We start from the raw sequence: 26,826 nt of genomic DNA, 5'->3' as shown, positions 1-26,826 counted from the left end.
GCCACTGAATGTATTTATTTAAATGTAAAAAATAAACTTATATAAATAATGCAGTTAAAACAACTGACCTGTATATCTAAAGAAAACAATACGAGATAAAAATAATAGGAAGAAAAATTAGGCATCCAAATAAATGCATATAATAAATGCGATGGAGGACTTAGGAATATTGTAGAGGACAAATGCTTCATCCTCTACAAAACACAAGACTTAAAATTAAAAACTTAACGCAGAGCGCTTAAGGCAGTTTACGTACAGCTAAAGCTTTGCCACGTAATTTCTCAACAGCACTGAGGATAAACACAAAAAATACTGGCACAAAAAAGATTGCAAGTATCGTCGCACTGACCATACCACCAAAAACCCCTGTACCAATCGCATGTTGAGTTTCAGAACTTGCACCTGTAGCAATTACCAATGGAATCACACCAGCGGTAAAAGCCAAGGATGTCATCAAGATCGGTCTTAAACGAAGTTTGGCAGCCGCAACAGTGGCTTCAATCAGAGTCATTCCTTCTTCTTTTAGCATTTTGGCAAATTCAACAATCAAAATGGCATTTTTTGCAGATAATCCAATGATGGTAATTAAACCCACTTTAAAGAAAATATCATTGGGAATTCCTCGGATCCATACCGCAACCACTGCACCAATCATACCTAAAGGTACAACCAACATCACCGACAATGGAATCGACCAGCTTTCATAAAGGGCAGCAAGGACGAGGAAGACCACCAACATTGACAATGCCAATAAGAAATTGGTTTGCGCTTCTGACTGTTTTTCCTCCAAGGATTGCCCTGTCCACTCATAACCAATTCCTTTTGGTAACTGCTCAATCAATCGCTCGATTTCCTTCATCACTACTCCTGAAGAAACACCTTCTGCGCCTGCCCCTGCAATACTCAATGATGGTCGTCCATTATAGCGATTGTATTGCTGCGGAGACTGTGTCCACACAGGTGTTACAATCTCAGACAGCTTAACCAGTGCTCCAGTCTTGTTAACCACATTCAAATTTAGAATATCAGTAACTTTCATCCGTGAATCGGCATCGACTTGAACAATCACTTGCTGCATTCGTCCCTGATTTGGAAAATCATTGACATACATTGAACCCATTGAAGATGAAATGGTGTCTGTCACATCAGCAAAATTCACTCCTAAAGCTTCTGCCTTATTCCGATCAATTTTTAAATCGACATTACTACCTGGCGGTAAACCCTCTGGATAAACATAAGCCAGTTTTTTACTGGTTGCTGCAAGACCGATCAACTGCGCTTGTGCCTCATTCAAAGCTTGCATTCCAAGATTACCGCGATCTTGTAAACGTAAAGTAAAGCCCGAAGTTGTTCCCATTTCTTCAATTGCAGGCGGTAAAACAGACATAATCGTACCTTCTGCACTGTCTGCCATGGCCGCATTTACAGCGTTAACTTCATCTGCAGCTGAGGTATTTCTGTCTTTAAAATCTTTTAAATTTGTAAAGGCAATGGCTGTGTTATTACCAGAACCACTAAAGCCAAACCCAAGCACAGAGACATTTTCCTTAATACTTTCTCTGCTTTTTAAATGTTCCTCAAATGATTTTACAATGGTCAATGTCCGCTCTTGACTGGCATCTGCAGGCAATTGAAATGAGGTGATAAATGAGCCTTGGTCTTCTTCTGGTAAAAAAGCGGTTGGGATCGATTTAAACGCAAATAATAAGAAACCTGTCAGGACAACAAATACAATCATCACAGTAAAAATGTGTTTCAACAATTTCACTAAAATTGCTTCATACTTTTTATTGATGCGGTCAAAAAAGCGATCAAACCACGCAAAGAAGCCTTTTTTCTGATGATCGGCTTCAATCGGTTTTAACAAGGTTGCACAAAGTGCAGGGGTTAAGGTCAGTGCTAAAAATGCTGAGAATGCAATGGATACCGCCATGGTCACGGTAAATTGTCTATAAATAATCCCGACCGAACCACTGGCAAAGGCCATTGGTAAAAATACCGCCACCAGCACCAAGGTTATCCCGATGATTGGACTGGTAATTTCTTGCATTGCTTTAGAGGTGGCATCAACTGGTGATAAACCCTCTGTTGCCATGATGCGTTCCACATTTTCAATCACCACAATCGCATCATCGACAATAATACCGATGGCTAAAACCATACCAAACATAGTTAAAACATTGACCGAAAAACCACTGATCAACATCACCGCAAATGTGCCTAGAAGTGCAATCGGTGCAACAATTGAAGGGATCAAAGTGTAGCGAATGTTATGTAAAAATAAATACATGACAAAGAAAACCAACACCATTGCTTCCAGCAAAGTCATAATTACTTTTTCAATCGAAATTTTAACAAACGGCGCAGTATCATAAGGAATCGAATATTGCATTCCCTTTGGTAAAACCTTGCTCAGCTCCTCAACTTTTGCTTTGACCGCTTCAGAGGTCTTGACTGCATTACCACCCGGGCTCATTTGAATCGCCAAAGCGGTTGCTGGCTTTCCATTTTCTAAAATAGAAAAACTATAGGTTTGCGCCCCAAGCTCCACCCGTGCAACATCTTTCAGTGTGACTTGTGCGCCACTCTGGTTGGCACGTAGGGTAATATTTTGAAATTCTTCAACTGTACTTAACTGCCCTTCAGCCGTTAATGGCAGTGTAATCATCTGTCCTTGAACCGCAGGCAAACTCCCGACACTTCCCGGAGATATCGGCGTATTTTGTGCTTGAATGGCATTTGTGACATCTTTAATCGACAGCTGATAAGACACCAATTTGTTTGGATCAATCCAAATACGCATGGCCTTTTCAGATCCAAAGGATTGAATACGTCCTACTCCTTCAACCCGTTTTAATTCTTCAACCACATTTCGAACCAAATAATCACTTAAATCAATTTCTTTAAATTGATCATTTGGTGAGTTGATTCCGACCATCATCAGAAATCCAGAGGATGCCGCTTCAACAATCAGGCCTTGCTGTCTAACCGATTGTGGCAATCTCGGTTCAATAGACTTTAGTTTATTTTGCACATCTACCTGAGCCAACTCTGGATCAGTCCCCGGTTTAAATGTGGCAGTGATACTCGCTTGACCACTGGCATCAGAGGTGGCGCTGTAATAAAGTAAATTCTTTACTCCCGATAACTCTCTCTCAATCAAGGTAACAACACTATCATTCAAGGTTTCTGGTGTTGCTCCCGGATAAGTTGCATAGATACTAATCGAAGGTGGTGCAACTGAAGGAAAACGAGAAATCGGCAACTTTGGAATACTTAAGACACCAAACAGAATAATAAAGAGTGCAATCACCCAAGCAAAGATTGGCCGTTTAATAAAGAACTGCGATATCATAATTTTTCTCCTGTATTCGGAGAAGACTGACCTGCAGTGCTTTGATCACTGCCCTTATTTTGCGTTTGTAAAGTCCCAACATCGGTTGTGTATTGCGACTTCCACTGGGTTATTTTTAAAGGCTGTTCTGGCTGTTGAATTCGATCATATCCCTCAACGATGACTTTTTCACCAGCTTTAATTCCACTATTCACCACATAGAAACCTTTATATAACTGTCCTAAACTCACTGGACGTGTTTCTGCAGTCTGATTTGCTTTTACAATCAACAGTTGTGCTTGACCTGAAATATCTCTTTGCACGGCTTGCTCAGGTACAAGTAAGGCATTGGGCTGTGATGCTCTGTTTAAACCAACTCTGACATACATCCCTGGCAATAATTTCCGTTGAGGATTATTTACTTCCACACGGATAGTGACATCACCAGTATTGGGATCTACGCTGGTATCTGAGAATAAAATCTTTCCAGTCACTGGATATAATTTACCCTGACTATTGGATATGCTGACTTCAGCACCGCCACGTTGTAATAACGAACCATCACTCAAACGATCTTGCAATTGCTCATATTCAGAGATTGATTGTTTAACATCAACATAGACTTTATCTAACTGATGTACCAAAGCCATTGGATTGGTATCGCTGGTGCTGACCAATGCACCTTCGGTTACCAGCAACTTACCAATTTGACCTGAAATCGGGGCGCGTACAGTCGCATAGCGTAAGTTTAAATTTTGTCGTGCCAATGCTGCCTTGGTTTGAGCAACTTCGGCCAAAGCCTGTTGATAAGCGGCTTCCGTATTATTAAACTCCTGTTTACTAATGGCATTGGAAGGAAGCAGTTGTCGATATCGCTCCTGTTGGGTTTTTAGACGCACCACTTCTGCCTGTGCTTTTGCCAATAAAGCCTGATTACTATTGACATCTGCTTGAAGAATTTCCGAATTGATCTTAAATAAAGGTTGTCCAGCCTTAACTTCACTGCCTTGGGTAAACAGCACCTTTTCAATAATTCCGCCAACTTGTGGGCGAATTTCTGAAATTCGATAGGCTTGTACACGTGCAGGTAAGTTTTCAATCAAATGAATATCTTGCTGTTGAACTGTATAAATACTGACTTTGGCTGGTGCAGCCTGCTGTGCTTGTTCTGCTTCAGCATTTCCTGAGCGATTACATCCAGTTAACGCACTCCCACTTAAAACAACCAATAAAATAATAAAAAAATAAGGCTTAGGCATCATCTGCACCCAGAGTTCTAGATATGACGATTATTGGCAATATTTGTGTACTTAGCGTCACTAAAGTGTGGAGATTGTGTGGATATAACCACTAAAAATAAATTATGATGGGGCTGTATCCATTTTAAAGTATCCAGCGATGGGCAATATTTCTTTTGCGTCTGATCCAGCCAGTAAACAAATTTTAGTCGTTGAAGATGATTATGATATCGGTGATATTGTGGAGCATTATCTGAAAAAAAATGGCTTCAATGTGCTTAGAGCACTTAATGGACAGCAAGCCATCGAAATACATGCGCAGCAACAGATTGATCTGGTGATTCTTGACGTGAAATTGCCGATCTTAAATGGTTGGGAAGTTTTAAATCATATTCGTCAATCCAAACAAACCCCTGTGATTATGCTGACCGCATTAGATCAAGAAGTGGATAAAGTCACAGCACTTAGAATCGGCGCTGATGACTTTGTGGTAAAACCATTCAATCCAAATGAAATTATTGCCAGAGTTGAAGCCGTATTGAGAAGAAGTGCAATGTCATCTCAGGCGAAAGCCCAAATCATTAGCTTTAAATCAATTGAAATTAATATAGAAACACTTTGTGTATACATTATCAAAGAACATTCTAAAGCACTGTTAAACCTTACCTTAACGGAATTTAAGATCCTTGCGTTGATGTCGCAAGCGCCCTACAAGGTTTTTACCCGATCAGAATTAATGAACCATTGCTTGCCTGATGGTGATGCCTTAGAGCGTACTGTAGACAGTCATATCAGTAAATTACGTAAAAAACTGGAAGATCATCATCAAACTGACTTACTGATCAATGTCCGTGGTGTTGGCTATCGTTTAAGGCAAAATGATGAAAAATAACATTGGAATTAGCCGCCAGCTGATTATCACCATGGCCAAAGTGAGCTTATTGACCACTTGTTTTTCCTTGGTTTTTGGCTATTTAACTTATTTTGTCGCCATTGAGTTTAAATTGGTCTCACTTGAACAATTAAATTCCGAAGACTGGTCATTTAATTTTGTTGATCTCACTTGGATTTTATTGGTGACTTTATTCGGTTCACTAACTTCTGTTTATTTAGGATTAAAATTAGCGCAACGCTTTATCGCCCCGCTAAATTCTTTAGCCATTGCAGCAAGAGAAATTAGTTTGGGCAATCTTTCCGTAAGAGCGCAATTGGACAATCCCTCTTCTGTCGCTGAAATCACAAAGATGATCAATGACTTTAATCGTATGGCAGAAAAACTGGAAATCTCAGTCAACAATGCATCTATTTGGAATGCCGCAATAGCACATGAATTAAGAACTCCTGTGACCATCTTACAAGGTCGCTTACAAGGCGTGCTTGACGATATATTTACCCCCGATAAGGCCTTATTAAAAAATTTGCTCAATCAAGTTGAGCAACTGTCATTTTTAATCGAAGATCTAAGAACCCTAAGTCTGGCGGATAATCAACAACTTCGACTTAACCTAGAGTCAGTTTGTCTATCTGACGTCATTACACAATCTGTAAACTTACTTCAAGACCGTTTTGATCAAGCAAAATTAGTCATCGAAACCGATCTATCAGATCAAGCCTGCTTTTTTGACCGACAACGGCTTGAACAGATCTTAATTGCATTATTTGAAAATGAAATTCGTTATGCACAGGCAGGGATTTTACGGATTAGCACCCAAAAAAAATCAGAAGGTTTGGTTTTAACCATTGAAGATCAAGGACCCGGTATTGCAGATCAGCATATCCCCTTTATATTTGATGCGTTTTATCGACTTGAAGAATCCAGAGGCAAGAAGAATGGTGGTAGTGGTTTAGGTCTATCTGTTGTCAATGCAATTATGATCGCGCATGAAGGTCGCATTGAATATTCCAAGTCACAAGCTTTAGGGGGAAGTTGTTTTAGTATTTTATTTAAGCCCGACGATTTAAATAAAATATGAGATCAATATCCAAGTGTAAAATTGACTTCATTGAAACAAGCATTCAACTCATCTGTTTTAAATTGACAACTATCAACAACTATAGACAGATAACATAGCGGCCTGAAGCTGATCAAAGCGCTATCCAAGCACATTTCTATGGTTATTGAGGCAAATTTGATTTTAGCCCAGCGTAATTTTCTTTAAACGGTAATCCAATGTTGCCCGACTAATTCCAAGCATACGTGCAGCTTCTGAGACATTCTGTTGGCTTTTATCCATAGCGCTACGAATAATATTTTGTTCAAGTTGATCTAAAGAGAAATTCTCACTAAATAAATCCTCTACATTGATCAGTGATTGTGCAGTTTCACTCACTGCTTCTAAATCCTTATGTTGAGGAAACAAACTGTCCAATTTAATTTCCTGTTGATGATCGGTCAGTAAGGTGGCTCTTTCCAACAAGTTTTCCAACTCACGAATATTGCCAGGCCAATCATATTTCATCATAAAGTTTTTTGCTTTATCACTGAGCCCTTTTAGGGTCTTGTTATACATATTTTCAAAGCGTGCCAAAAAATGATTAATCAGCAAGGGAATATCTTCTCTTCGCTCACGTAAAGGCGGAATAATCACAGGAAAAATATTTAAGCGATAATATAAATCTGCACGGAATTTTCCATCTTTAACGGCCTGCTCTAAATCCTCATTGGTCGCAGCAACAAGTCTGACATCGACTTGGCGTGTTCGACTATCTCCTACCCGTTCAAACTCACCTTCTTGCAGCATCCGTAATAATGCAGCTTGTGCGCGTGGTGAAAGCTCAACCACTTCATCTAGAAAAATTGTTCCGCCATGAGCACGTTCAAATTTTCCCATTCGAGATTGAACCGCACCAGTAAATGCGCCTTTTTCCACACCAAACAGTTCTGACTCAATCAGATCAGGAGGAATACAGGCACAATTCACTGCCACAAATGGTTGCGCTTGACGCTGACTGCCATTATGAATACCCCGTGCAAATGCTTCTTTGCCAACGCCTGTTTCACCTTGTAATAAAACTGCGACTTTACTCCCTGCTGCTTTTTTAAGTAGATCACAGACTTTTCGATAGGCAACGGACTCGCCTACCGCATTAAACATGGTGTAATCACTTTCAGCATCGGTATAAATATTTTTCTTTAATTGATTGAGTTCCGCCTGTAAGGCAATGATTTCGTCCGAGACAGCATCGGGTGACATAAAGCGAATCAACTCATCGGCATTTTCCCATTCACTCAATGGCTTTCCAATGATTCGACAATGCTCATCACCCTGAGCAACGCAATGTGTCTCTTGATAGATAATGGTCTGCCCCATGACAAAGCTGCTATAGCCACAGGCATAGCCCAATAACATCCAACAAGCAGGTTGATCTGAAGCACCAAATTCACTTAAATGCACCTCTGCCTCAAATGAATTAAGCCAGTTAAAATCAGCATAAAACTGTTTTAAATCATGACTTAAATGTAGCTCATTGACGTCAACCTGCACCATACCACGAATGCCATGCATTTGCGGTCCAGCCATAAAAGCTTCTGCTTCATTTAAATTTGGTCGTAGTTTTGAGGTCACTTCTGCATCGCGCATGCCAGCTTGGTAACCACAACGAATAAAAAAGCGTTTAGTGCGTTCAAGCCCCAACATTTGATAGAGATCTTTTCTTAAAAAGCCCAAAATACTGGTATGCATTAACAACATTCGATTTTCATCAAACCAGATTTGTCCGTGTTGAGCATCAAAAACGATTTTATCGAGTAAATCTTGAATATCTTTGTTCTGTTCCAGTATTTTTTTATATACCTTCACATCTTTGGCTGGGGGCATGATATATCCATCCTTGGCTATATGTCTTTGTGAATGCAATCTTGATATTACCTAATTCTGAACCAAAAGCTTCACTACCTTTTCTTATATTTTCATACCTTTAAGGTATATTGTTTTTATTTTAATCGATATCAAGTCGTTATTGGTTTTTATAAACATTAACTCGATCTTTCCCATCAAAATCACTGTTTCATCTTTTGATGAAATCAGCATCTCTTTAGCTTCATTATTTGATGAAAATAATGCTGTCGCGCTTCATATCCTTATGAGCAAAAAATAATAAATAATTGAATTTTAATTAAATTTTAAAGTTGGCACGACTTTTGGAATATCTAGAGCAAACCTAGCATATGAGCATGAAGCTCTACATCAAAATTGTTTTGATGTTGATAAAAGGATAAGCACATGATTGACGCTAAACAGCCTACCACATTGGTCAAATATATCCGTATTACTGGTGAGCGGAATGCCAAATTTGTCGAATTCGATTTTGCCATTCAAGATCCTACGCTTTTTGTTGAACTGATTCTCCCCCAACAGGCTTTCCAGCATTTTTGTGAAACTAATCATGTCATTGAAATGACCGCAGAACAACAGGCTTGGAACGATGCGCAGGAAGATAAATGGCGTTATGGCATTGAACCGACTGTTTTAAATCATGCTCGCCAACATTCTGATCAAGAAGATCAGGCTTAATTCTACAAGGAGAAGCTAATGACTTTAGAAATTAAAACATCCAATTTAGAACCGATTCGTCAGACTTATGCGTATATCGAACGCCGTTTTGGAGCCAAGCCCGCAACACGCTATCAAGAAGTCAGCTTTGATATTCAAGCTTCGACAAATTTTCACTATCGCCCCTTATGGAAGCCAGATAAAACCTTAAATGATAAAACCCATACCGCTTTGCAAATGCAAGATTGGTATGCATTTAAAGACCCTCGTCAATTTTATTATGGCGCTTATGTACAACATCGTGCACGTCTGCAAGATACCGCTGAAAGTCATTATGCTTTTTTTGAAAAACGTCAGTTGGTCAATAATCTCAGTGATGAAGTGAAACAAAAAATCATCCAGTGTTTATTACCTTTTCGCTATGTCGAACAAACAGCCAACTTACATATGATGTCAGGCAGTGCCTATGGTTATGGCACTGTCATCACCCAAGCATGTATTTTTGCGGCTATGGATCGTCTCGGTATGGCGCAATACATTTCACGTATTGGCTTAATCCTTGATGGCAATACAGGTGAATCCTTACAACAAGCCAAACACGCTTGGCTAAATGATGAAACTTGGCAACCCTTACGTAAACTTTGTGAACAAAGCCTAACCGAACAAGACTGGTTCAAACTTTATATTTTGCAAAATCTTTTGATTGACAGCATGTTACAAGAGCTGGTTTTTGGACAGCTCGATGAATGGCTGGTTGAAAATGGCGGGCGTGATATTGCCATTCTTACCGAATTTATGAAGGACTGTTTAACTGATTTAGCGAAGTGGTCAGACAGTGTTTTAAAAACTGCGATTTCAGAATCTGAAGAGAATAAAACCCTGATTCAAACATGGATCACGGAATTACTACCCCAAGTTAAACAAGCATTTAGTGCTTGGGCACAAACCGCACTGACGGATTCAGGGATTGATTCAGGTCTAAATAAGATCTCTGAACGTAGCAAAAAAGCCGGCAACATTTTACTCGATTTAGCAGCATAAGGATTTGCCATCATGACCTCTAAAGTTTATTTAGCACTGCAAGACAATGACACTTCACGCTACATCATTGAAGCGATTGAACAGGACAATCCTGAAGCAACAATTCAATATCTTCCCGCGATGATTCGGGTCGAAAGCACTGGCGAGCTGGTGGTACGTGCAGAAACAGTATCAGAAAAACTTGGGCAAAACTGGGATATCCAAGAACTACAACTCAACATGATTACCTTGGGTGGCAATGTTGATGAAGATGATGACAGTTTTACCTTGAAGTGGAACTAAGCCGCACTTCCCCTAGATTTAAAGCATAAATAGCAGGTAGCTGCATGTAAATTAAAGGATGATCAAAATGAATAGCCAAGCCAAAGTAAACAATAAAAAGCTCAATGCCAAAGAACGTTATCGGATACTCACCCGTGATCTAGATTGGGACTTTTCCTATGCAGATCGTAAAGATGCCTTTCCGTATGAAGAGTTTGAAGGCATCAAAATTACCGACTGGTCGAAATGGGAAGATCCTTTCCGTTTAACCATGGATAACTATTGGAAATACCAAGCAGAAAAAGAAAAGAAGCTATATGCCATTTTTGATGCTTTTGCACAAAACAATGGGCAAATGAATGTTTCAAATGAACGTTATGTCAACGCAATTAAACTGTTTTTAACCGCGGTAACCCCGCTTGAATATCAAGCGTACCAAGGCTATGCACATGTTGGACGTCAGTTCAGTGGCATTGGTGCACGTATCGCCTCGCAAATGCAATCCATTGATGAATTACGTCATGTACAAACCCAGATTCATGCGATGAGCCATTACAACAAGTTCTTTGATGGCTTCCAAGACTGGGCACATATGCATGACCGTGTCTGGTACTTGTCTGTACCTAAATCATTCTTTGAAGATGCACGTTCAGCGGGGCCTTTTGAGTTTTTATTGGCAATCAGCTTTGCCTTTGAATATGTCCTAACTAACTTATTGTTCGTTCCTTTCATGTCGGGAGCAGCTTACAATGGTGATATGGCAACCGTAACATTTGGCTTTAGTGCACAATCAGACGAAGCACGCCACATGACGCTAGGACTGGAAATTGTAAAATTCTTACTGGAACAGCACGAAGATAATGTGCCAATCGTACAAGAATGGATTGATAAATGGTTCTGGCGAGGAACTCGCCTGCTGTCCATCGTCGGCATGATGATGGATTACATGTTGCCAAATAAAGTCATGTCATGGAAAGAAGCTTGGGAAACTTATTTTGAAGAAGCGGGTGGCGCTTTATTTAAAGACTTAAGTCGCTACGGGATTCGTATGCCGAAATATAGTGAAGTGATTAGCAAAGAGAAAGAACATGTTTCGCATCAAGCATGGTGGATTTTCTATAACTTCGGTCATGCAGCAGGCTTCCATACGTGGATCCCAACAGATGAGGAAATGGATTGGCTCTCAGAAAAATATCCTGACACGTTTGATAAATATTATCGCCCACGTTGGGAACTTGCTCGAAAAATGGAAGCTGAAGGTAAACGCTTCTATAGCGCAGGTTTACCTCAATTGTGCCAAGTGTGCCAAATTCCAATGACCTTTACTAAAATGGATGGCGACCCAACACTATTTAGCTATCGTGATTCAATTTACAAAGATGAGCGTTATCACACTTGCTCTGATGGTTGTCATGACATTTTTGAACGCGAACCTGAGAAATACATCCAAGCGTGGTTGCCTGTACATCAAATTTTGCAGGGTAACTGTGGTGGTCCAGATTTAGAAAGTATTTTAAGGGATTACTACAACTTTAATGTCGGTGCAGACAATCTCGATATTGAAGGTTCACCTGACCAACAGCGCTGGAAAAAGTGGAAAGGCAACGCAGCTTAAACCCTCATCCAAAAATTAAAAAATAAGCAATGGATGTTGTCTAACTCGACAGCATCCGCTCAAGGATTTATTCAAAAGTTTAAGGAAATACACCATGACTGTACAAGCGATTGTTGAAAAATATCAATTTGAACCACTAGATCTACAACAAAATTACGGCGAAAACATGTTGTTGTTTATTGGTTGGGATCATCACACCTTATTTTGTTCGGCGCATGCTTTTGTGGTTTCACCAAAACAAAGCTTACAAGCCTTGATCGATGGGCAAATTCAAGCAGGTTTTGAGCAACATCCCGATTTTAAACATATTGATTGGTCTAAAGTTGAATTCCGTTTAAACCGCAATCTTTTACAGGCTGATTTTTCTAAGTCCCTAGAAGATTTAGGTTTTGATCATAAATCTCTCCTGCGCTTTGTAACGCCTGATTTAGCAGGTTACCAAGGCACACATGTTTAAGGAGAACACAGATGAGCTATCAAGTCACGATTGAACCAGCAGGAACCATCATTCAAGTTGAAGAAGATCAAACCATTTTAGATGCAGCATTGCGTCAAGGTGTTTGGTTGCCCTTTGCTTGCGGACATGGCACTTGCGGTACATGTAAAGTTCAAGTCACAGACGGCTTTTATGATGTAGGTGAAGCCTCGCCTTTTGCACTTATGGACATTGAACGTGAAGAAAATAAAGTGTTGGCTTGTTGTTGCAAGCCAGAATCTGACATGGTCATCGAAGCGGACGTGGATGAAGACGAGGATTTCTTAGGCTATTTAGTCCAAGACTACCAAGCCAAAGTCATTGAAATAACGGATTTATCGCCGACGATTAAAGGTGTTCGACTTCAACTTGATCGACCAATGCAGTTTCAAGCAGGCCAATACATCAATATCCAACTCCCTAATATTGAAGGAACCCGGGCATTTTCAATCGCCAATACACCGAGCGAAGCAAATCTGATCGAATTACATATTCGTAAAGTGCAAGGTGGTGGTGCAACACGCTATGTGCATGATGAACTGAGTGTTGGTGAAGAAATAGCGCTTTCAGGACCTTATGGACAATTTTTTGTGCGTAAGTCTGATCAGCAAAATGTCATTTTCATTGCAGGTGGTTCAGGGCTTTCAAGCCCTCAATCGATGATTCTGGATCTTTTAGAACACGGTGACACCCGTATCATTTATTTGTTCCAAGGTGCACGGGATGTTGCTGAATTATATAACCGTGAAAAATTCGAACAGCTTGTCAAAGAATATCCAAATTTCAGATACATCCCTGCCTTAAATGCGCCTAAGCCAGAAGACCAATGGACAGGGTTTACAGGTTATGTACATGAAGCGGTTGCCAATTATTTTGAAAATAAATGCAGTGGGCACAAGGCATATTTATGTGGCCCACCACCGATGATTGATGCCGCCATCTCCACCTTGATGCAAAGCCGTTTATTTGAAAAAGACATCCATACTGAACGCTTTTTAAGCGCGGCAGATGGTGCAAATGGGCAATCACGTTCGGCACTTTTTAGACACATCTAAAGCTGAGTGGTTGAACCCTTAAATTATCCAATATAGCAACACCAGCTTGAGTGATCTGCACTGATTCCAGATCGCTCTCAAGATACTCATGCCAAATACTCATATCAATCAAAGGAAGATGATAATGAATAGACAACAAATCGATAGCCTCGTTCAGCAAATGAACGTCGCGACAGCAACAGGTGAAGTCAATCTGCGTGTTCAGCAAATCGTTGTTCGTTTACTTGGTGATTTATTCCAAGCCATTGAAGACTTAGATATGTCGCAAACCGAGATTTGGAAAGGCTTAGAATATTTGACAGATGCAGGTCAAGCCAATGAACTGGGGCTTTTGGCAGCAGGTCTAGGGCTAGAACATTACTTAGATTTACGTGCAGATGAAGCAGATGCTAAAGCCGGTATTACAGGTGGAACACCACGAACAATTGAAGGACCGCTTTATGTTGCAGGTGCGCCTGAGTCCGTTGGCTTTGCTCGTATGGACGATGGCTCTGAATCTGGGCATGTCGATGCCTTAATCATTGAAGGCATTGTCACTGACACTGCTGGACAGATTATTCCCAATGCAAAAGTAGAAATCTGGCATGCAAACAGTTTAGGCAACTATTCATTCTTTGATAAATCTCAGTCTGCATTTAATTTACGCCGCAGTATTTTCACCGATACACAAGGTCAATATATCGCTCAAACCACCATGCCGGTCGGTTATGGCTGCCCACCTGAAGGTACAACACAAGCTTTACTCAATTTGTTGGGGCGACATGGTAACCGCCCTTCGCATGTTCACTACTTTGTCTCTGCGCCGGGTTATCGCAAACTGACCACCCAATTTAATATTGAAGGTGACAAATACCTTTGGGATGACTTTGCCTTTGCTACTCGTGATGGACTGATTGCTACTGCACTGGATGTAACGGATCTCGCGAAAATTAAACAATACAATTTAGATAAAGCCTTTAAATACATCAAGTTTAATTTCCAATTGGTCAAAGACGCTGATCAAGTCCCCTCTACAGAGGTTGATCGTCGTCGAGTAGCTGCTTAGTCAACAATGTAGTGATGCTTAACCCGCTTAGGTTTAGCTACAGCTACCTGCAATAAAAATATCATTGAAAAGGATTTTCTATGAAACAATTGATGTTCAAACTTTCAGTTCCATTGATGCTCGGTTTAACCAGTAGCATTGCCTGTGCCACAGAAAATGGGGCTGACTCATTTGCTCTCGGTGCTGAAGGTATGATGGCAGGTGCACTACCACCTGCTGGTGTGTATCTATTAAGCTATTATCAAAATTACCATGCTGGAAGTTTTGATAATGGCCCAGCGAATTTTCATTTAGATGTAAATGCCTTTATACCCCGTTTGGTCTGGATGACAGAACAAAACTATCTCGGTGGTCAACTGGGTTTCTATGCCATACAACCTATGGTAGATCTCAGATTATCTGCAGCGGGGATGTCAGACCATAACACTGCCTTAGGTGATTTAATGTTGGGGTCAATGTTAGGTTGGCATCAAGGAGATCACCACTGGATTGCTGCGATAGAAACAGTACTCGCCACAGGTCAATATGATAAGGCCACAGCACAACAGCCTTTGGTCGCCAATATTGGCAAAAACTATAATACTGTTCGACCGATTTTTGCTTACAGCTATGCGCCAAAAAATGGTTTAGATATTTCAACTAAAATTTCTTATAGCTTTAACACTGAAAATGATGATACCCAATACAAATCTGGGGAATATTTTGCTGGTGATTATAGTCTTGGATATAAACTTACTGATCAGGTTAAAGTGGCTGTTGAAGGCTACGCTTTTAAGCAAACCAAGTCAGATAAGCAACAGGGTGAAAATATTGCGATGCGTGGACAAGTTTTGGCAATTGGTCCTGCCATACAATATCAAGATAAAAACTGGTCAATTGAAGCAAAGTATTTAAAAGAAACTCATGTTGAGAATCGCCCTGAAGGCCATACGAGTGTATTAAAATTTGTTTGGGCTTTTTAGTGGCTATGCTTTGCACTTAGCAATATTTGGTTTTTTGCGCAGATGCTCAAATGTAGTTGTTAAATCATACTCATAATCAGTCATTAACGCCGAATGAAATTCATTCGGCGTTAATTTAGAAACCGTCAATTTCGGGTTAAAGTAAAGCTGCAATATATCAACATAAATCACTTCGGTTTACGCCAAGGATTATTTATAAATCTAATACCAATCTTTTGCCTTTAGCACGAGATACACAGATCATCATCGATTGCTGTGATGCTTTTTCATCATCACTCAAATACTGATCAAAGTGCTCTGCCTCACCGTCTAGGATTGCAGTTTCACAGGTACCACACACCCCTTCACGACATAAACACTCAACATCGATATTCAGTGCTTCAATCGCCTGTAAAATAGTCTGATTGCCTTGAACTTCGACTTGCTGATTGGATTTCGCTAAAACCACAGTAAACGCTTCACCATCTTCAGGTACGGTTGAAGTAAATTGTTCCCAATGAATATATTCATCTCGATAACGATGAAAATTACAACGATCAATCACCGCATCAATCATTGGCTTTGGCCCACAGACATAAACGTGTGTGCCCTTTGGCTGTGCGGAAATTAATTGATCGAGATCAAGGCATTTCCCATCTGAATCGATATAACTAAAAATATGTTCAGCATGTTTTTGTTTGAGCTCTTGCAACAGTGCAGCATGCTCTGGCGAACGATAGGCATAATGCAATTCGTAATCTGCCCCACGTGCAGCCAACTCATCCATTTGCGGCACAAAAGGCGTAATCCCAATCCCACCTGCAATTAAAATATGTTTTGCGCCATTTTCAGCAAGTGGAAATAAATTTTTAGGTTCTGAAATCAGAATTTCACAGCCTTCATTGCATTGCTCATGCATATAGACCGAGCCACCTTTACCTTCTACATCTTTACGTACGCATACTTGGTAAGTGCTAAGATCCTGAGCACAGCTCATCAGTGAATAGGCATTGGAAAGCTGATCATTCATTTTTACAATGATATGACTGCCCCCATTAAACTGAGGAAAACTTTGTCCATCCTGACGTTTAAATGTAAACCGTTTGATCAATGGTGTAAGTTGCTCTACCCCAGTGACCACTGATGCAAACATTTCATAATGACTTGCCATGTCTAAATCCTCTTTACCACATGTTGCTTTTTTAAGTACTTATTCAAGCGCTTTCTCATTGGAGGGCAGCGTGTTGGATGATCATCAATGAATGTCCAACACGCCTTTATCCTATAGCCCTAAACACATATATTTAATGGTCATGAATTCTTCTAAGCCATACTTAGAACCTTCACGGCCTACCCCTGATTGCTTCACACCGCCAAACGGGACCACTTCATTTGAAATTGCAGTTGAGTTCATCCCCACCATGCCATATTCAAGTTGTTCTGCGACACGCCAGATCCGTGAAATGCTTTCGCTATACACATAGGCTGCCAAACCAAAGATGGTGTCATTGGCTTGGGCAACCACATCTGCTTCATCACTAAATCGAATCAGTGGTGCCACTGGCCCAAAGATTTCTTCTTTGACAATTTCCATGCTTTGATCCACATCAGTAAGCACGGTTGGTTCAAAAAAGGTCTGTCCAAGTGCATGCTGTTTACCACCACAAGCCACTTGTGCACCTTTTTTTCTTGCATCATCAATCAACTGTTGAGCCTTAAGGACGGCTTTTTCATTGATTAAAGGCCCTATCTGTACATTTTCTTCAAGACCATTGCCAATCTTAAATTTTTCAACTTCTTGCACAAATTTCTCAGTAAATGCCTGATAAACCTTGTCATGTACATAAATACGGTTGGCACAAACACAGGTTTGCCCTGCATTACGGAATTTGGCAAAAATTGCACCTTGTACTGCTTTATCTAAATCCGCATCATCAAAAATAATCAATGGCGCATTTCCACCAAGTTCGAGCGCAAGTTTTTTAATCGTGTCTGAACATTGCTGCATCAATAAACGACCAACAGGTGTTGAGCCAGTAAAAGTCAGTTTTTTGACTTTTTCATGACTGGTAAATACTGCACCGATTTCTTGTGACTGACCTGTTACAACATTGATCACCCCAGCAGGAATCCCTGCCATTTCTGCAAGTTTGGCAATGGCCAAGGCGCAATAAGGCGTTTCATTGGCAGGTTTAATCACAATCGTACAACCCGCAGCTAAAGCTGGCGCAGCCTTACGAGTAATCATAGCGATTGGGAAATTCCAAGGCGTGATCGCTGCAACCACTCCTACAGGTTCCTTGGTAATGATAAAACGCTGTTGATTGTTGGTGGTAGGAATCACATCACCATAAACTCGCTTGCCCTCTTCTGCGAACCATTGAATAAATGAAGCAGCATATTTCACTTCACCTAAGGCTTCAGCCAAAGGCTTGCCTTGTTCAATGGTCATGATACGAGCCAGTTCGTCAGCATGTGCCAATACCAACTGATACCAAGCCAATAATAAATCTGCGCGTTTTTGTGCAGTTAAGGCTTTCCACGTTGCTAAGGCTTGATATGCAACATCAACAGCGAGGCTTGCTTCTGCTGCCCCCATATTGGGAATAAGCCCAATCTCTTCACCTGTTGCTGGGTTGGTGACGGGTACAGTGGCATTGGATTGTGCATTGATCCACTGACCATTTACCCATCCGCGTTGTTGAAATAGCGGACTACCTTGCAAACTTGACATGTCATGATCCTATGGTTTGAAAGCAAGGTACGACTTTATTTGCCGCACCTTTAACTTGAGTGCTTCTCAAAAAAACACATGATCGAGCTCTTGGCCCCAGTGATATTTTGAGAGGCTCCCTTAAATGATTATTTGTGATATTGCGCAACGAGGTTTTGGAAATAAGCAATGCCGTGTTCACTAATCCCCGAACGTTGCTTATCCGTCATGATTCGCCCTTGACCGCGATAACCACGTGACTTTAAGCCACGTTGCACACTTTCAACCAGATTTAAATCTTCTGGGCGGAAGACATTACGATACCATTCAATCAAATCTTTTTGGTCTTGAGTCAGTTCTTCATTGGTAAAGTAAATATCATAATGTTGTAATGTCGTTTCAGCATCTACAGGAAATTCATAGATCACGGTCATAAAATTACCGCCTGGTGGCACATTAAACATGGTGCAAGGCCATGTCCAAAAACCACTAAAGGTTGGATCTTGTACCGATGGATCCAGCTTGAATGATTTTTCTGAAGAACGTGCATAACCATATTGCAAGGTCCAGTTTTGATGTGTGGTATGCCAATATTTATCCACCTGAACAGAATCAGCAAAGCCCGGATGCGCAGGTCCGCAGTGATAACATTCCATATAGTTATCTACAATCACTTTCCAGTTCGCTGGTGTTTCCGTCACAAAGCGTGCTGCAAGTTTTAAATCTTTGATGACCGCACAAGTTTCATTGAGCTTTTGTGCAAACTCTGGCAATTGATCTTCAACACAAGTGGCATTTTCATCCATATTGATAAAGATAAAACCGGCATACTCTTCAACTTTTACAGGCACCATACTTGAGTTTTGTTTATCAAAGGATTCAACATGATCACAGTTACGTGCCAGCGCCAAACTTCCGTCTAGCTTAAATGTCCATGCATGATAAGGACAGGTAATTACATTCTTCGCTTTACCACTGCCACTTAACAACTCATGCCCACGATGCGGACAGACATTATAAAAAGCCCGTAATACGCTGTCTTTACCGCGAATCACAATAATATTTTCACCAATGACCTTACGGGTAATATAGTCATTGGCTTGTGCCACTTCACTGCCGTGTGCAACGCAAATCCAGCTTTTTGCAAAAATTTCTTCTTTTTCACGCTCGAAAACTTGAGACGATGTATAGAACACTTTGGGAAATGTCCAAGCAACGTCTGGGTTTGAACAGAAATCTTCTGGTAATTTTTCAACTGCATTCATGTTTTTACTCCATTAAACTCTTTTTTGTCCTAACGACCGTTTGTTTAAAATTGGCTGATGTTCAAATCAATTGAACATTGGCTTTAACGAATTCAGCATGCGCTGATATAAATCTTGCACCACAGGACAGTCACGTACTAACCGTAAACTGCCATGTAGTAATCCTTTACCGAGATAAAATTCGGTTGCAATATTGGCCTGTTTTAACTTGTCAGCAAAAATACGCCCATCATCACTGAGAGGGTCATACTCAGCGACGGCAATAAAACTACGGGGCATATCGGAAAAATCCTGTGCCAACAGTGGTGATAAACGTAAGTCCTGCCAGTCGCTTGCATTTGGCGCATAGGCTTGCAAGTAATCATGCATATCCGCTAGCGACAGTAACGGTGCATCTGCTTGCTGCTGACAGGATGCTGTATCAAAACTGCTACTCAAACATGGATAAATCATTGCCAGACCACAGGCTTGAGCACCTGTATGTTGTAATTGCACTGCAAGTGCAGCCGCTAAATTACCGCCCGCACTGTCCCCCATCAAAACAATTTGATTTGGATTAATCTTCCATTGCAGGCCATGTTGATAGAGCCAGTGATATACCGTTTCACAGTCTTCATATGCAGCTGGAAAATGGTGTTCTGGTGTTAAGCGATAATCCACACTCAACACAGCAACATTTAAATCACGACATAAATAGCGGGTGATAAACTCATGTGAATCAAGATTCCCCACCATCCAACCGCCACCATGAAGATACAAAATACATGGCCAACCTGTCGCTGGTGCTTCACCCAGTGGTGAATACAACCGAACATTGACTGGATGATTGAGCTGCGGCACAGTTTTATCTTCAATATTGACCGTACCATCACGTGGTAAGGTGTAATGTAAGCACATCGCATCATACGCAGCCCGAATAGAATCGATATCATCATCCGCAGGTGAATAAATGCTGCTCCAGTACACCAGACTTTGCATTTCTTCACTCAATCTATAGTGCATGCTCGGTTGTTGTGTCATGACAATTCCTTTTGACTGGTTTTATCCGCAGTGGGTTCAATTGCAACATCAATGTGCATATGTTTATTTGCGTCTGTTTGATCTAAAGATTCCAACTCACTAAAACTCATTTGCTCTATCAGATGGGATGGAACCTTTGAATAATCCTCAATCAACCATTTCACCAAGCCATAGGTCTGTATCAAAATAATCACAATGAATGGCAAAGCAGTCACAATGGTCGCGGTCTTCATGGTGTCCAAAGGTGCTTTAGAGAAAATCATCGCAATCGGGACAAGGGTTAGCATCACACACCAGAACAAACGTGCATTTGGTGATGGGTCTTGCCCCTCACGTAAACCACGGGTACAAGTTGCCGACACTGCATAGCCCACAGCATCCATATGTGCTGCAAGAAAAATCACCATAATCCCAAGGAAAATCCACATCATCAGCTTGCCAGCAGGCAATAAACCAAGCAGTTGGCTAATCGCAACTTCACCACCTTGTTGGCTTAAAACTTGTGGCACATTGACCATACCGTGAATAAAGTTATAGACACTGTAGTTTTCAAACACCCCAAAGATGAACCATAAACCAACGCTACCACCGATGACCATGGCAAGAATCACTTCTTTGATGGTACGTCCCTTTGAAACACGCGTTACAAATAAGGCCACACCCGGTGCATAAGAAATCCACCATAACCAATAAAATACGGTCCATTCACGGGTGAACTTTCCATCGCCCATTGGGTCGGTAAATAAACTCATATCGACAAAATTGGTTGCCATTAAGCCAAAGCTCATCAGCGAGTTATTCATAATGAATTGGGTCGGCCCAAAGCACAGCACATAAATCGCAAACAACACCACACCTAAACACACCATATGGCTGAGACGTTGCATGCCCTTATCCATCCCCACATAAGAACTCAGGGCGAATAAAATCGATACTGCAAAAATAATCACCACTTTGGTCATAAAGGTATTGGGGATACCTGTCAGCTGCGACAAAATATTGGTAAAAGTCACCGCAGTCAGCACCAAAGAAATCGTTAAAGCACCGAACATACACAACAAGAACATCAGATCGACAAGGCGCCCAACAGGTCCAGTTGCTTTAAAGCCAGTGACCGCTTCAATCATTGAAGCCAAACTCAAGCCTTTATTCTTTCTGACATGGTAGCTATAACACAGTGAAATTGAAGCCAGCGCATAGATCGACCAAGCACTCAATCCCGAATGAAAGAATGAGTAAGCAACGCTATATTTCAATGCTTCCGCAGATTCAGGAGTTAAATTTAAACCCGGTGTTTGATAATAATAAGCCCAGTCTAAGAAGCCCCAATATAAGGTCGAAGAACCAATACCCGATAAAATGAACATGAAAATCCATGACATGGTACTGTATTGCGGTTTGCCTTCACCTAATTTGATTTTTCCATATTTACTGAACGCCAAAGCAAAGGTAAAAATAATTGATAAAAATGCAAATAAAAGCACTGGTGTAGTAAAAACAGATGTTGTCCACTTCATCCATTGAGCAGCAAGCTGTATAGATTCAGTCGAGTAAATTGCCAAACCAGCCACCGAAATAAACACAACGGCAAGACTGGTTATTGCAAGTGTCTTATCTGTATAAAGTTTTGTATTTTGATTATCCATATCCATTCAATCCATCTTGGATCCTGATTGTTTATTCCCTAAGGGCGATTACTCCATCGCGAATAAGTCCATTTTTTGATGTGTTACAAATGCTGCAATCGCATCACCAACGTCGTCCGTTTTGGCTGTTCCACCCACATCTGGTGTTTTTGGGCCATGTAGCAATACATGTTCAATCGCCTGCATAATCTCTTGGCCTGCTTGAACCACCTGTTCGTCGCCATCTGCCAAGAAATCCAACATCATTGCGCCAGACCAGATTGCAGCAATTGGATTGGCAATTTTTTGACCATAAATATCGGGTGCAGAACCATGTACAGGTTCAAACAACGATGGGAAATTACGTTCTGGATTTAAGTTTGCAGAAGCAGCTAAACCAATCGTTCCTGTACATGCAGGTCCCAAATCCGACAAAATATCACCAAACAAGTTTGAAGCAACCACGACATCAAAACGTTCAGGCTGTAACACAAAACGCGCGGCCAAAATATCGACATGCTGTTTGTCTGCCTTGATTTGCGGATATTGTTTTGCCATCTCATCAACACGTTCATCCCAGTACGGCATACTGACTGCAATACCATTTGATTTGCTTGCAGCGGTAACTTTTTTAGCATCGCGTTGATTGGCAAACTCAAAAGCATATTTCAAAATGCGGTCTACACCATGACGGGTAAACACAGCTTCTTGTAAAACAAACTCACGCTCAGTACCTTCAAAAGCCTTACCACCAATCGCAGAGTATTCACCTTCGCTATTTTCACGTACCACGTAGAAATCAATATCCCCTGGTTTTTTACCTGCAAGTGGGCATTTCACCCCGGGCATTAAACGTACTGGACGTAAATTCACATATTGGTCAAAACGACGACGGAATTGTAGCAATGACCCCCAAAGAGAAATATGATCTGGCACTTTTTCAGGCCAACCCACTGCACCAAAGAAAATCGCATCGTATTGCTGTAAAATTTCAAACCAGTTGTCGGGCATCATTTTTCCGTGTTCAAGATAGTAATCACAACTTGCCCACTCAAATGCATCGAACTGTAGCGCTATGCCATATTTGTCTGCAGCTGCCTTTACAACCTTGATCCCTTCTGGTAGAACTTCTAACCCGATTCCATCGCCTGCAATCGTCGCAACTTTATACTTTTTTGCCATAACGCTCCCTTACACCTTTGGTTAATATCCTTAGCTGTAAACATGCTATTTTCAGCAAAAATGATCAATAATAAAACTATCACCCCAATGGACACGGATCGTGAATAATCTACCTAACCTATCGGATTTAAAGGTTTTTTGCACAGTCGCAAAACGTAAAAGTTTTGTTGATTCTGCTGAGGAACTGGGTGTTTCGCCTGCGTTTATTAGTAAGCGCATCAACATTTTAGAAAACAATTTAAACTGTAAATTGTTTCATCGCAGTACCCGTCATGTCAGTTTGACTGAGGATGGCAAACTGATTTTGGAGCGAGTCGCTCATATTTTGGATGAATTTGATGAAATCAGTGAGTTGGTCAATAACCCATTAAGTACCCCCACAGGGCATCTGGATATTGTCAGCAGCTTTGGTTTTGGGCGGAAACACGTTGCACCAATCCTGTCTAAACTGCTGACCATGTATCCAAAATTAGAAATTCAGTTTGATACGATTGATAATACGAAAGATTTAATTCAACACAGTATTGATCTGGATATTCGGATTGGCAATGAAATTGCACCCAATATGATTGCCAAAAAGATGGTTTCTAATTTCCGAATTTTTTGTGCTGCACCAAGCTATTTACTAAAAAATGGAATGCCTGAAAGTTTAGACGATTTACGTAGTCATGATTGCTTAACCATCAGTGAACGTGATCAATCCTCGGTATTATGGAAATTACGCCACGCTTCAGAAGATATGTCGGTACATGTCACCCCACGTTTTATTTCCAACAATGGTGAAATTATTCACCAATTGGCAGTCGAAGGTCATGGCATTATCTTACGTTCAATTTGGGATGTTGCAGATGAGTTGATTAGCGGTCAGTTACAGCATATTTTGCCTGAATACTGGCAAGATGCCGATGTATGGGCTGTCTACCCGTCACGTTTAAAAAGCTCGTCTAAATTACAGACCTGTATCCTGTTTATCCAAAATGAATTACAGAATCGATTGCAGCATGTTCAGAACCTATCACGTGGACAACTGATTCAACCAGTAGAATCGGTAACACAGCACGCTGAAAAGGTATTTTTATAATCGAGATCAGCTGCCTGCTTTCTTTTTTTAACAACATCATGCACATTAATTCAATCATGAACATGCAGGCAGCATATGAGCACGGCAATATTTGGCCTTATTTTAATCGCAGCGGCATTTCACGCCACATGGAATGCTATTGTCAAAGCAGGCGCAAATAAATTTTTAACCACTGTACTGGTGACTGCATCAGCAGCAGTTTTAGCAGCGCTACTACTGCCCTTTTTCCCGATACCACATCGCGCTAGTTGGCCTTATATTTTAGCCTCAACAGGAATACAGATTCTCTATTTTGGTATGGTTGCCAAAATCTATCGTGTCGCTGACATGGGACTAAGCTATCCTCTGATGCGTGGTACTGCACCGCTTATTGTGGCAGTTTTAGGGACATTCTTGCTGCATGAAACACTAGAATTCAATGCTTGGCTTGGGATCATTACCATTTCCATCGGCATTTTATCCATGATCTTCGCAACCTCTCAAACAGGACGAAAAGGAATTGGTTTAGCCTTGCTTAATGCAGTTTTAATTGCTGGCTATACCTTGGTGGATGGTCATGGAATTCGTCTCTCAGGATCACCCATTTCTTATATCTTATGGAGCTTTGTGCTCTCGGGTCTGATCTTTTTTATGTTTGCCTTGAAAATGCAGTATCGCCAGATGGGTGATTATTTTCGTCATAATTGGCATTTCGGTTTAATCGGTGGGATTGGCTCATTTTTCTCTTATGGACTTGCATTGTGGGCGATGACACTTGCACCAGTTGCTATTGTTGCCGCACTGCGTGAAACCTCGATTTTATTTGCTACGCTAATTTCGATTTTTATTCTTAAAGAACAAGTTAATGCGATACGTATTATCTCCTCATGTATTATTTTAATCGGGGCATTGATCCTAAGAGCAGTCTAACCCTAACAGCCATTTATTCCTAAGTACCATCTATTCCTAAGAGTTGCTGGCGTAGGCAGAACCGAAAGAACCAGCCTATTTTAAATAGACTGGTTGATCTTCAATGTTAATTTTAGAAGTAATAACCCAGTGATAAGTAAAATAATTTATTCCACTGATTACTGTCGCCTTGTGCAAGACCATTGGCACTACCGCCTGTCATTGGATCATTACGACTCCAAATATATTCGCCCTGAATCCCTACTGCTTTATAATTAAAATACACCCCAGCAATTAAACGATCTGAATCTTGATAGCCCTTTTGATCTTTAAAGAAGCGGCTATAGGACAGATAAGGTTTAATATTTTCCAACTGATAAAAGGGTTGAGCCAAAGTGTAATTAATTTCATTGGCCATAAATTTGCCTTTATTGGCCACTTGGTAGGGGTAATCAAATGCCCCGATGGTTGAGCTATTTGGCAGAAGATTATCGGCATTTTTAATGTTCTGTTCACCTGCAAGGAAAAGCCATTGCCATGCTTGATAATTGGTTGTGCTAAATACGCTCCATGTACTTCGATGACCATCTTGCTGCGTGCGATTATTTTCCAGATCTGAGTACCAGAATGAACCACCAATCTCAGTTGAAAACTTTTGCGCTGGGTCTAGCTCAAATTTTCTAGATAAGCGCGTCACCCACATATTTTTTTCATCGATATCTGTGCCTTGGCTTAAATCATCGGCTTGAACAAAGTTACCACTATAGCGGCTGGCGTCTTTAGACGTTCCTGTATAATTACCACCATCTGTTGGATAAAAGCCTAAAATAAAATTGTATTGATCATTTTTAAACTGATACTTCGCACCTAGATTTTGAATATCTTCTAAGCCAACGGTATTTAGCAAGGTTTCATAATAACTGTTACCCCACAGTCGACCAAATCCAAAATCAACTGATTGAAAGCCCACGGTAAAGCGTTGTTGGTCTGAAATTTTATACCCAGCCCAAGCATCTTTTAGAAATAATCCGTCACATAAACGGCTGTATTGGTAACAGCGTAGATCTAATGAGGCAATCCAATTTGGGTTTTCATAACTCAATACCGTTTTAATATCTGCAAGCTGCCAATCCTTGTTTTTAGAACCTTCATTTGCCTCAACGATATAATCTTTGTACATATATCGGGTACGGATTGCGCCTGAAAGTTTAAGTTCACCTGATTCTGTTTTAGGGTCACCTATACTTAAATCTGCTGCAAAACTAGGCATGCTGACCAAAAGCCCCATTGAACCTATAAATAGAAATAACTTCTTCATTGTTGTACATCCTTGTTTAACCTCATATAAAAATGAAGAATTTATGTACAACAAACAATGGGCAAACTATAAAGTCGGAATTTACAGACTGTGTTTAATGCGGATTGATTCAATCACGATAAGGGGGTAAAAAGCTGTGATTTTTAGGTTTTATTGAAAAACTAAACTTATGGCAACGATTCAAATCAAAGCGTCTTAAAATCAATAAAATCGTTTGAATTTTGATTACATGCAGC

22 protein-coding genes are annotated in these 26,826 nt (G+C 40.7%); 12 read left to right on the top strand and 10 right to left on the bottom strand.

Going from position 1 to position 26,826, the window contains the following annotated elements; genetic code table 11:
- Positions 1-238: 238 nt before the first annotated feature.
- Complete coding sequence (locus tag M2R48_RS08245; protein ID WP_315972841.1) at positions 239-3,355, bottom strand: efflux RND transporter permease subunit; 3,117 nt, start codon at positions 3,353-3,355, stop codon at positions 239-241.
- Positions 3,352-4,596, bottom strand: a complete 1,245-nt coding sequence (locus M2R48_RS08240) for an efflux RND transporter periplasmic adaptor subunit (RefSeq protein WP_262085743.1) — start codon at positions 4,594-4,596, stop codon at positions 3,352-3,354. Before M2R48_RS08240 ends, M2R48_RS08245 begins: the two co-directional genes overlap by 4 nt.
- A gap of 136 nt (positions 4,597-4,732) precedes the next feature.
- Between M2R48_RS08240 and adeR the strand changes: the two genes are divergently transcribed.
- Together adeR and adeS are read left to right on the top strand one after the other, a co-directional pair.
- On the top strand, positions 4,733-5,464 hold the full coding sequence (gene adeR / locus M2R48_RS08235) for an efflux system response regulator transcription factor AdeR (protein ID WP_004820644.1): 732 nt from the start codon (positions 4,733-4,735) through the stop codon (positions 5,462-5,464).
- Positions 5,454-6,545, top strand: coding sequence for a two-component sensor histidine kinase AdeS (gene adeS, locus M2R48_RS08230; RefSeq protein ID WP_151957417.1), 1,092 nt, complete (start codon positions 5,454-5,456; stop codon positions 6,543-6,545). The genes adeR and adeS overlap by 11 nt, the downstream gene beginning before the upstream one ends.
- Positions 6,546-6,707: 162 nt before the next feature.
- On the opposite strand, the gene mobR is transcribed toward adeS, so the two are convergent.
- Complete coding sequence (gene mobR / locus M2R48_RS08225) at positions 6,708-8,390, bottom strand: phenol degradation transcriptional regulator MobR (RefSeq protein ID WP_262085741.1); 1,683 nt, start codon at positions 8,388-8,390, stop codon at positions 6,708-6,710.
- A gap of 405 nt (positions 8,391-8,795) precedes the next feature.
- On the opposite strand from mobR, the gene M2R48_RS08220 reads away from it, so the two are divergent.
- The 8 genes from M2R48_RS08220 (at position 8,796) to M2R48_RS08185 (ending at position 15,519) form a co-directional block, all read left to right on the top strand.
- A complete protein-coding gene (locus M2R48_RS08220) occupies positions 8,796-9,086 on the top strand; it encodes a phenol hydroxylase subunit (protein ID WP_262085740.1) in 291 nt (96 codons plus the stop codon).
- 18 nt (positions 9,087-9,104) lie between these two features.
- On the top strand, positions 9,105-10,106 hold the full coding sequence (locus M2R48_RS08215; protein ID WP_262085739.1) for an aromatic/alkene monooxygenase hydroxylase subunit beta: 1,002 nt from the start codon (positions 9,105-9,107) through the stop codon (positions 10,104-10,106).
- A 12-nt stretch (positions 10,107-10,118) separates the two neighbouring features.
- Positions 10,119-10,388: an MmoB/DmpM family protein gene (locus M2R48_RS08210; protein WP_004721361.1), complete on the top strand. Its 270-nt coding sequence runs from the start codon at positions 10,119-10,121 to the stop codon at positions 10,386-10,388.
- A 67-nt stretch (positions 10,389-10,455) separates the two neighbouring features.
- Positions 10,456-11,982: an aromatic/alkene/methane monooxygenase hydroxylase/oxygenase subunit alpha gene (locus M2R48_RS08205; RefSeq protein ID WP_262085738.1), complete on the top strand. Its 1,527-nt coding sequence runs from the start codon at positions 10,456-10,458 to the stop codon at positions 11,980-11,982.
- Positions 11,983-12,076: 94 nt separating this feature from the next.
- Positions 12,077-12,439 carry a phenol hydroxylase subunit P4 gene (locus M2R48_RS08200; RefSeq protein ID WP_004721365.1) on the top strand — a complete coding sequence of 121 codons (363 nt, stop codon included), beginning with the start codon at positions 12,077-12,079 and terminating at the stop codon, positions 12,437-12,439.
- Between the two features lie 11 nt (positions 12,440-12,450).
- Complete coding sequence (locus M2R48_RS08195; RefSeq protein ID WP_262085737.1) at positions 12,451-13,512, top strand: NADH:ubiquinone reductase (Na(+)-transporting) subunit F; 1,062 nt, start codon at positions 12,451-12,453, stop codon at positions 13,510-13,512.
- A gap of 124 nt (positions 13,513-13,636) precedes the next feature.
- Positions 13,637-14,557 carry a catechol 1,2-dioxygenase gene (gene catA / locus M2R48_RS08190; protein WP_262085735.1) on the top strand — a complete coding sequence of 307 codons (921 nt, stop codon included), beginning with the start codon at positions 13,637-13,639 and terminating at the stop codon, positions 14,555-14,557.
- An 80-nt stretch (positions 14,558-14,637) separates the two neighbouring features.
- Entirely contained in the window at positions 14,638-15,519 is an 882-nt protein-coding gene (locus tag M2R48_RS08185) for a transporter (RefSeq protein WP_004721369.1), read from the top strand.
- 193 nt (positions 15,520-15,712) lie between these two features.
- Here the strand turns inward: M2R48_RS08185 and cntB are convergent, their stop codons facing one another.
- The 6 genes from cntB to M2R48_RS08155 form a co-directional block, all read right to left on the bottom strand.
- On the bottom strand, positions 15,713-16,669 hold the full coding sequence (gene cntB, locus M2R48_RS08180) for a carnitine monooxygenase, reductase subunit CntB (RefSeq protein ID WP_262085734.1): 957 nt from the start codon (positions 16,667-16,669) through the stop codon (positions 15,713-15,715).
- A 111-nt stretch (positions 16,670-16,780) separates the two neighbouring features.
- Positions 16,781-18,232, bottom strand: coding sequence for an NAD-dependent succinate-semialdehyde dehydrogenase (locus M2R48_RS08175; protein ID WP_262085733.1), 1,452 nt, complete (start codon positions 18,230-18,232; stop codon positions 16,781-16,783).
- A 128-nt stretch (positions 18,233-18,360) separates the two neighbouring features.
- Positions 18,361-19,476, bottom strand: coding sequence for a carnitine monooxygenase subunit alpha (gene cntA / locus M2R48_RS08170; protein WP_004721375.1), 1,116 nt, complete (start codon positions 19,474-19,476; stop codon positions 18,361-18,363).
- A gap of 66 nt (positions 19,477-19,542) precedes the next feature.
- Positions 19,543-20,496, bottom strand: a complete 954-nt coding sequence (locus M2R48_RS08165) for an alpha/beta hydrolase (RefSeq protein ID WP_262085732.1) — start codon at positions 20,494-20,496, stop codon at positions 19,543-19,545.
- On the bottom strand, positions 20,493-22,148 hold the full coding sequence (locus M2R48_RS08160) for a BCCT family transporter (protein ID WP_016539053.1): 1,656 nt from the start codon (positions 22,146-22,148) through the stop codon (positions 20,493-20,495). Before M2R48_RS08160 ends, M2R48_RS08165 begins: the two co-directional genes overlap by 4 nt.
- Positions 22,149-22,190: 42 nt before the next feature.
- Positions 22,191-23,303, bottom strand: coding sequence for a tartrate dehydrogenase (locus tag M2R48_RS08155; protein WP_262085731.1), 1,113 nt, complete (start codon positions 23,301-23,303; stop codon positions 22,191-22,193).
- A gap of 100 nt (positions 23,304-23,403) precedes the next feature.
- On the opposite strand from M2R48_RS08155, the gene M2R48_RS08150 reads away from it, so the two are divergent.
- Both M2R48_RS08150 and M2R48_RS08145 read left to right on the top strand, forming a co-directional pair.
- Entirely contained in the window at positions 23,404-24,384 is a 981-nt protein-coding gene (locus M2R48_RS08150; protein ID WP_004721384.1) for a LysR substrate-binding domain-containing protein, read from the top strand.
- A 75-nt stretch (positions 24,385-24,459) separates the two neighbouring features.
- Complete coding sequence (locus M2R48_RS08145; RefSeq protein ID WP_262085730.1) at positions 24,460-25,293, top strand: DMT family transporter; 834 nt, start codon at positions 24,460-24,462, stop codon at positions 25,291-25,293.
- Between the two features lie 112 nt (positions 25,294-25,405).
- On the opposite strand, the gene M2R48_RS08140 is transcribed toward M2R48_RS08145, so the two are convergent.
- Positions 25,406-26,590 (bottom strand): hypothetical protein, encoded by a 1,185-nt coding sequence (locus tag M2R48_RS08140; RefSeq protein ID WP_004820613.1) that lies wholly within the window; start codon positions 26,588-26,590, stop codon positions 25,406-25,408.
- Between the last annotated feature and the right edge of the window lie 236 nt (positions 26,591-26,826).

Origin of the sequence: Acinetobacter sp. I-MWF, from assembly GCF_025433935.1 — a bacterium.
Lineage (GTDB): Bacteria > Pseudomonadota > Gammaproteobacteria > Pseudomonadales > Moraxellaceae > Acinetobacter > Acinetobacter guillouiae.
This window is presented reverse-complemented; position numbering and strand designations above follow the sequence as displayed.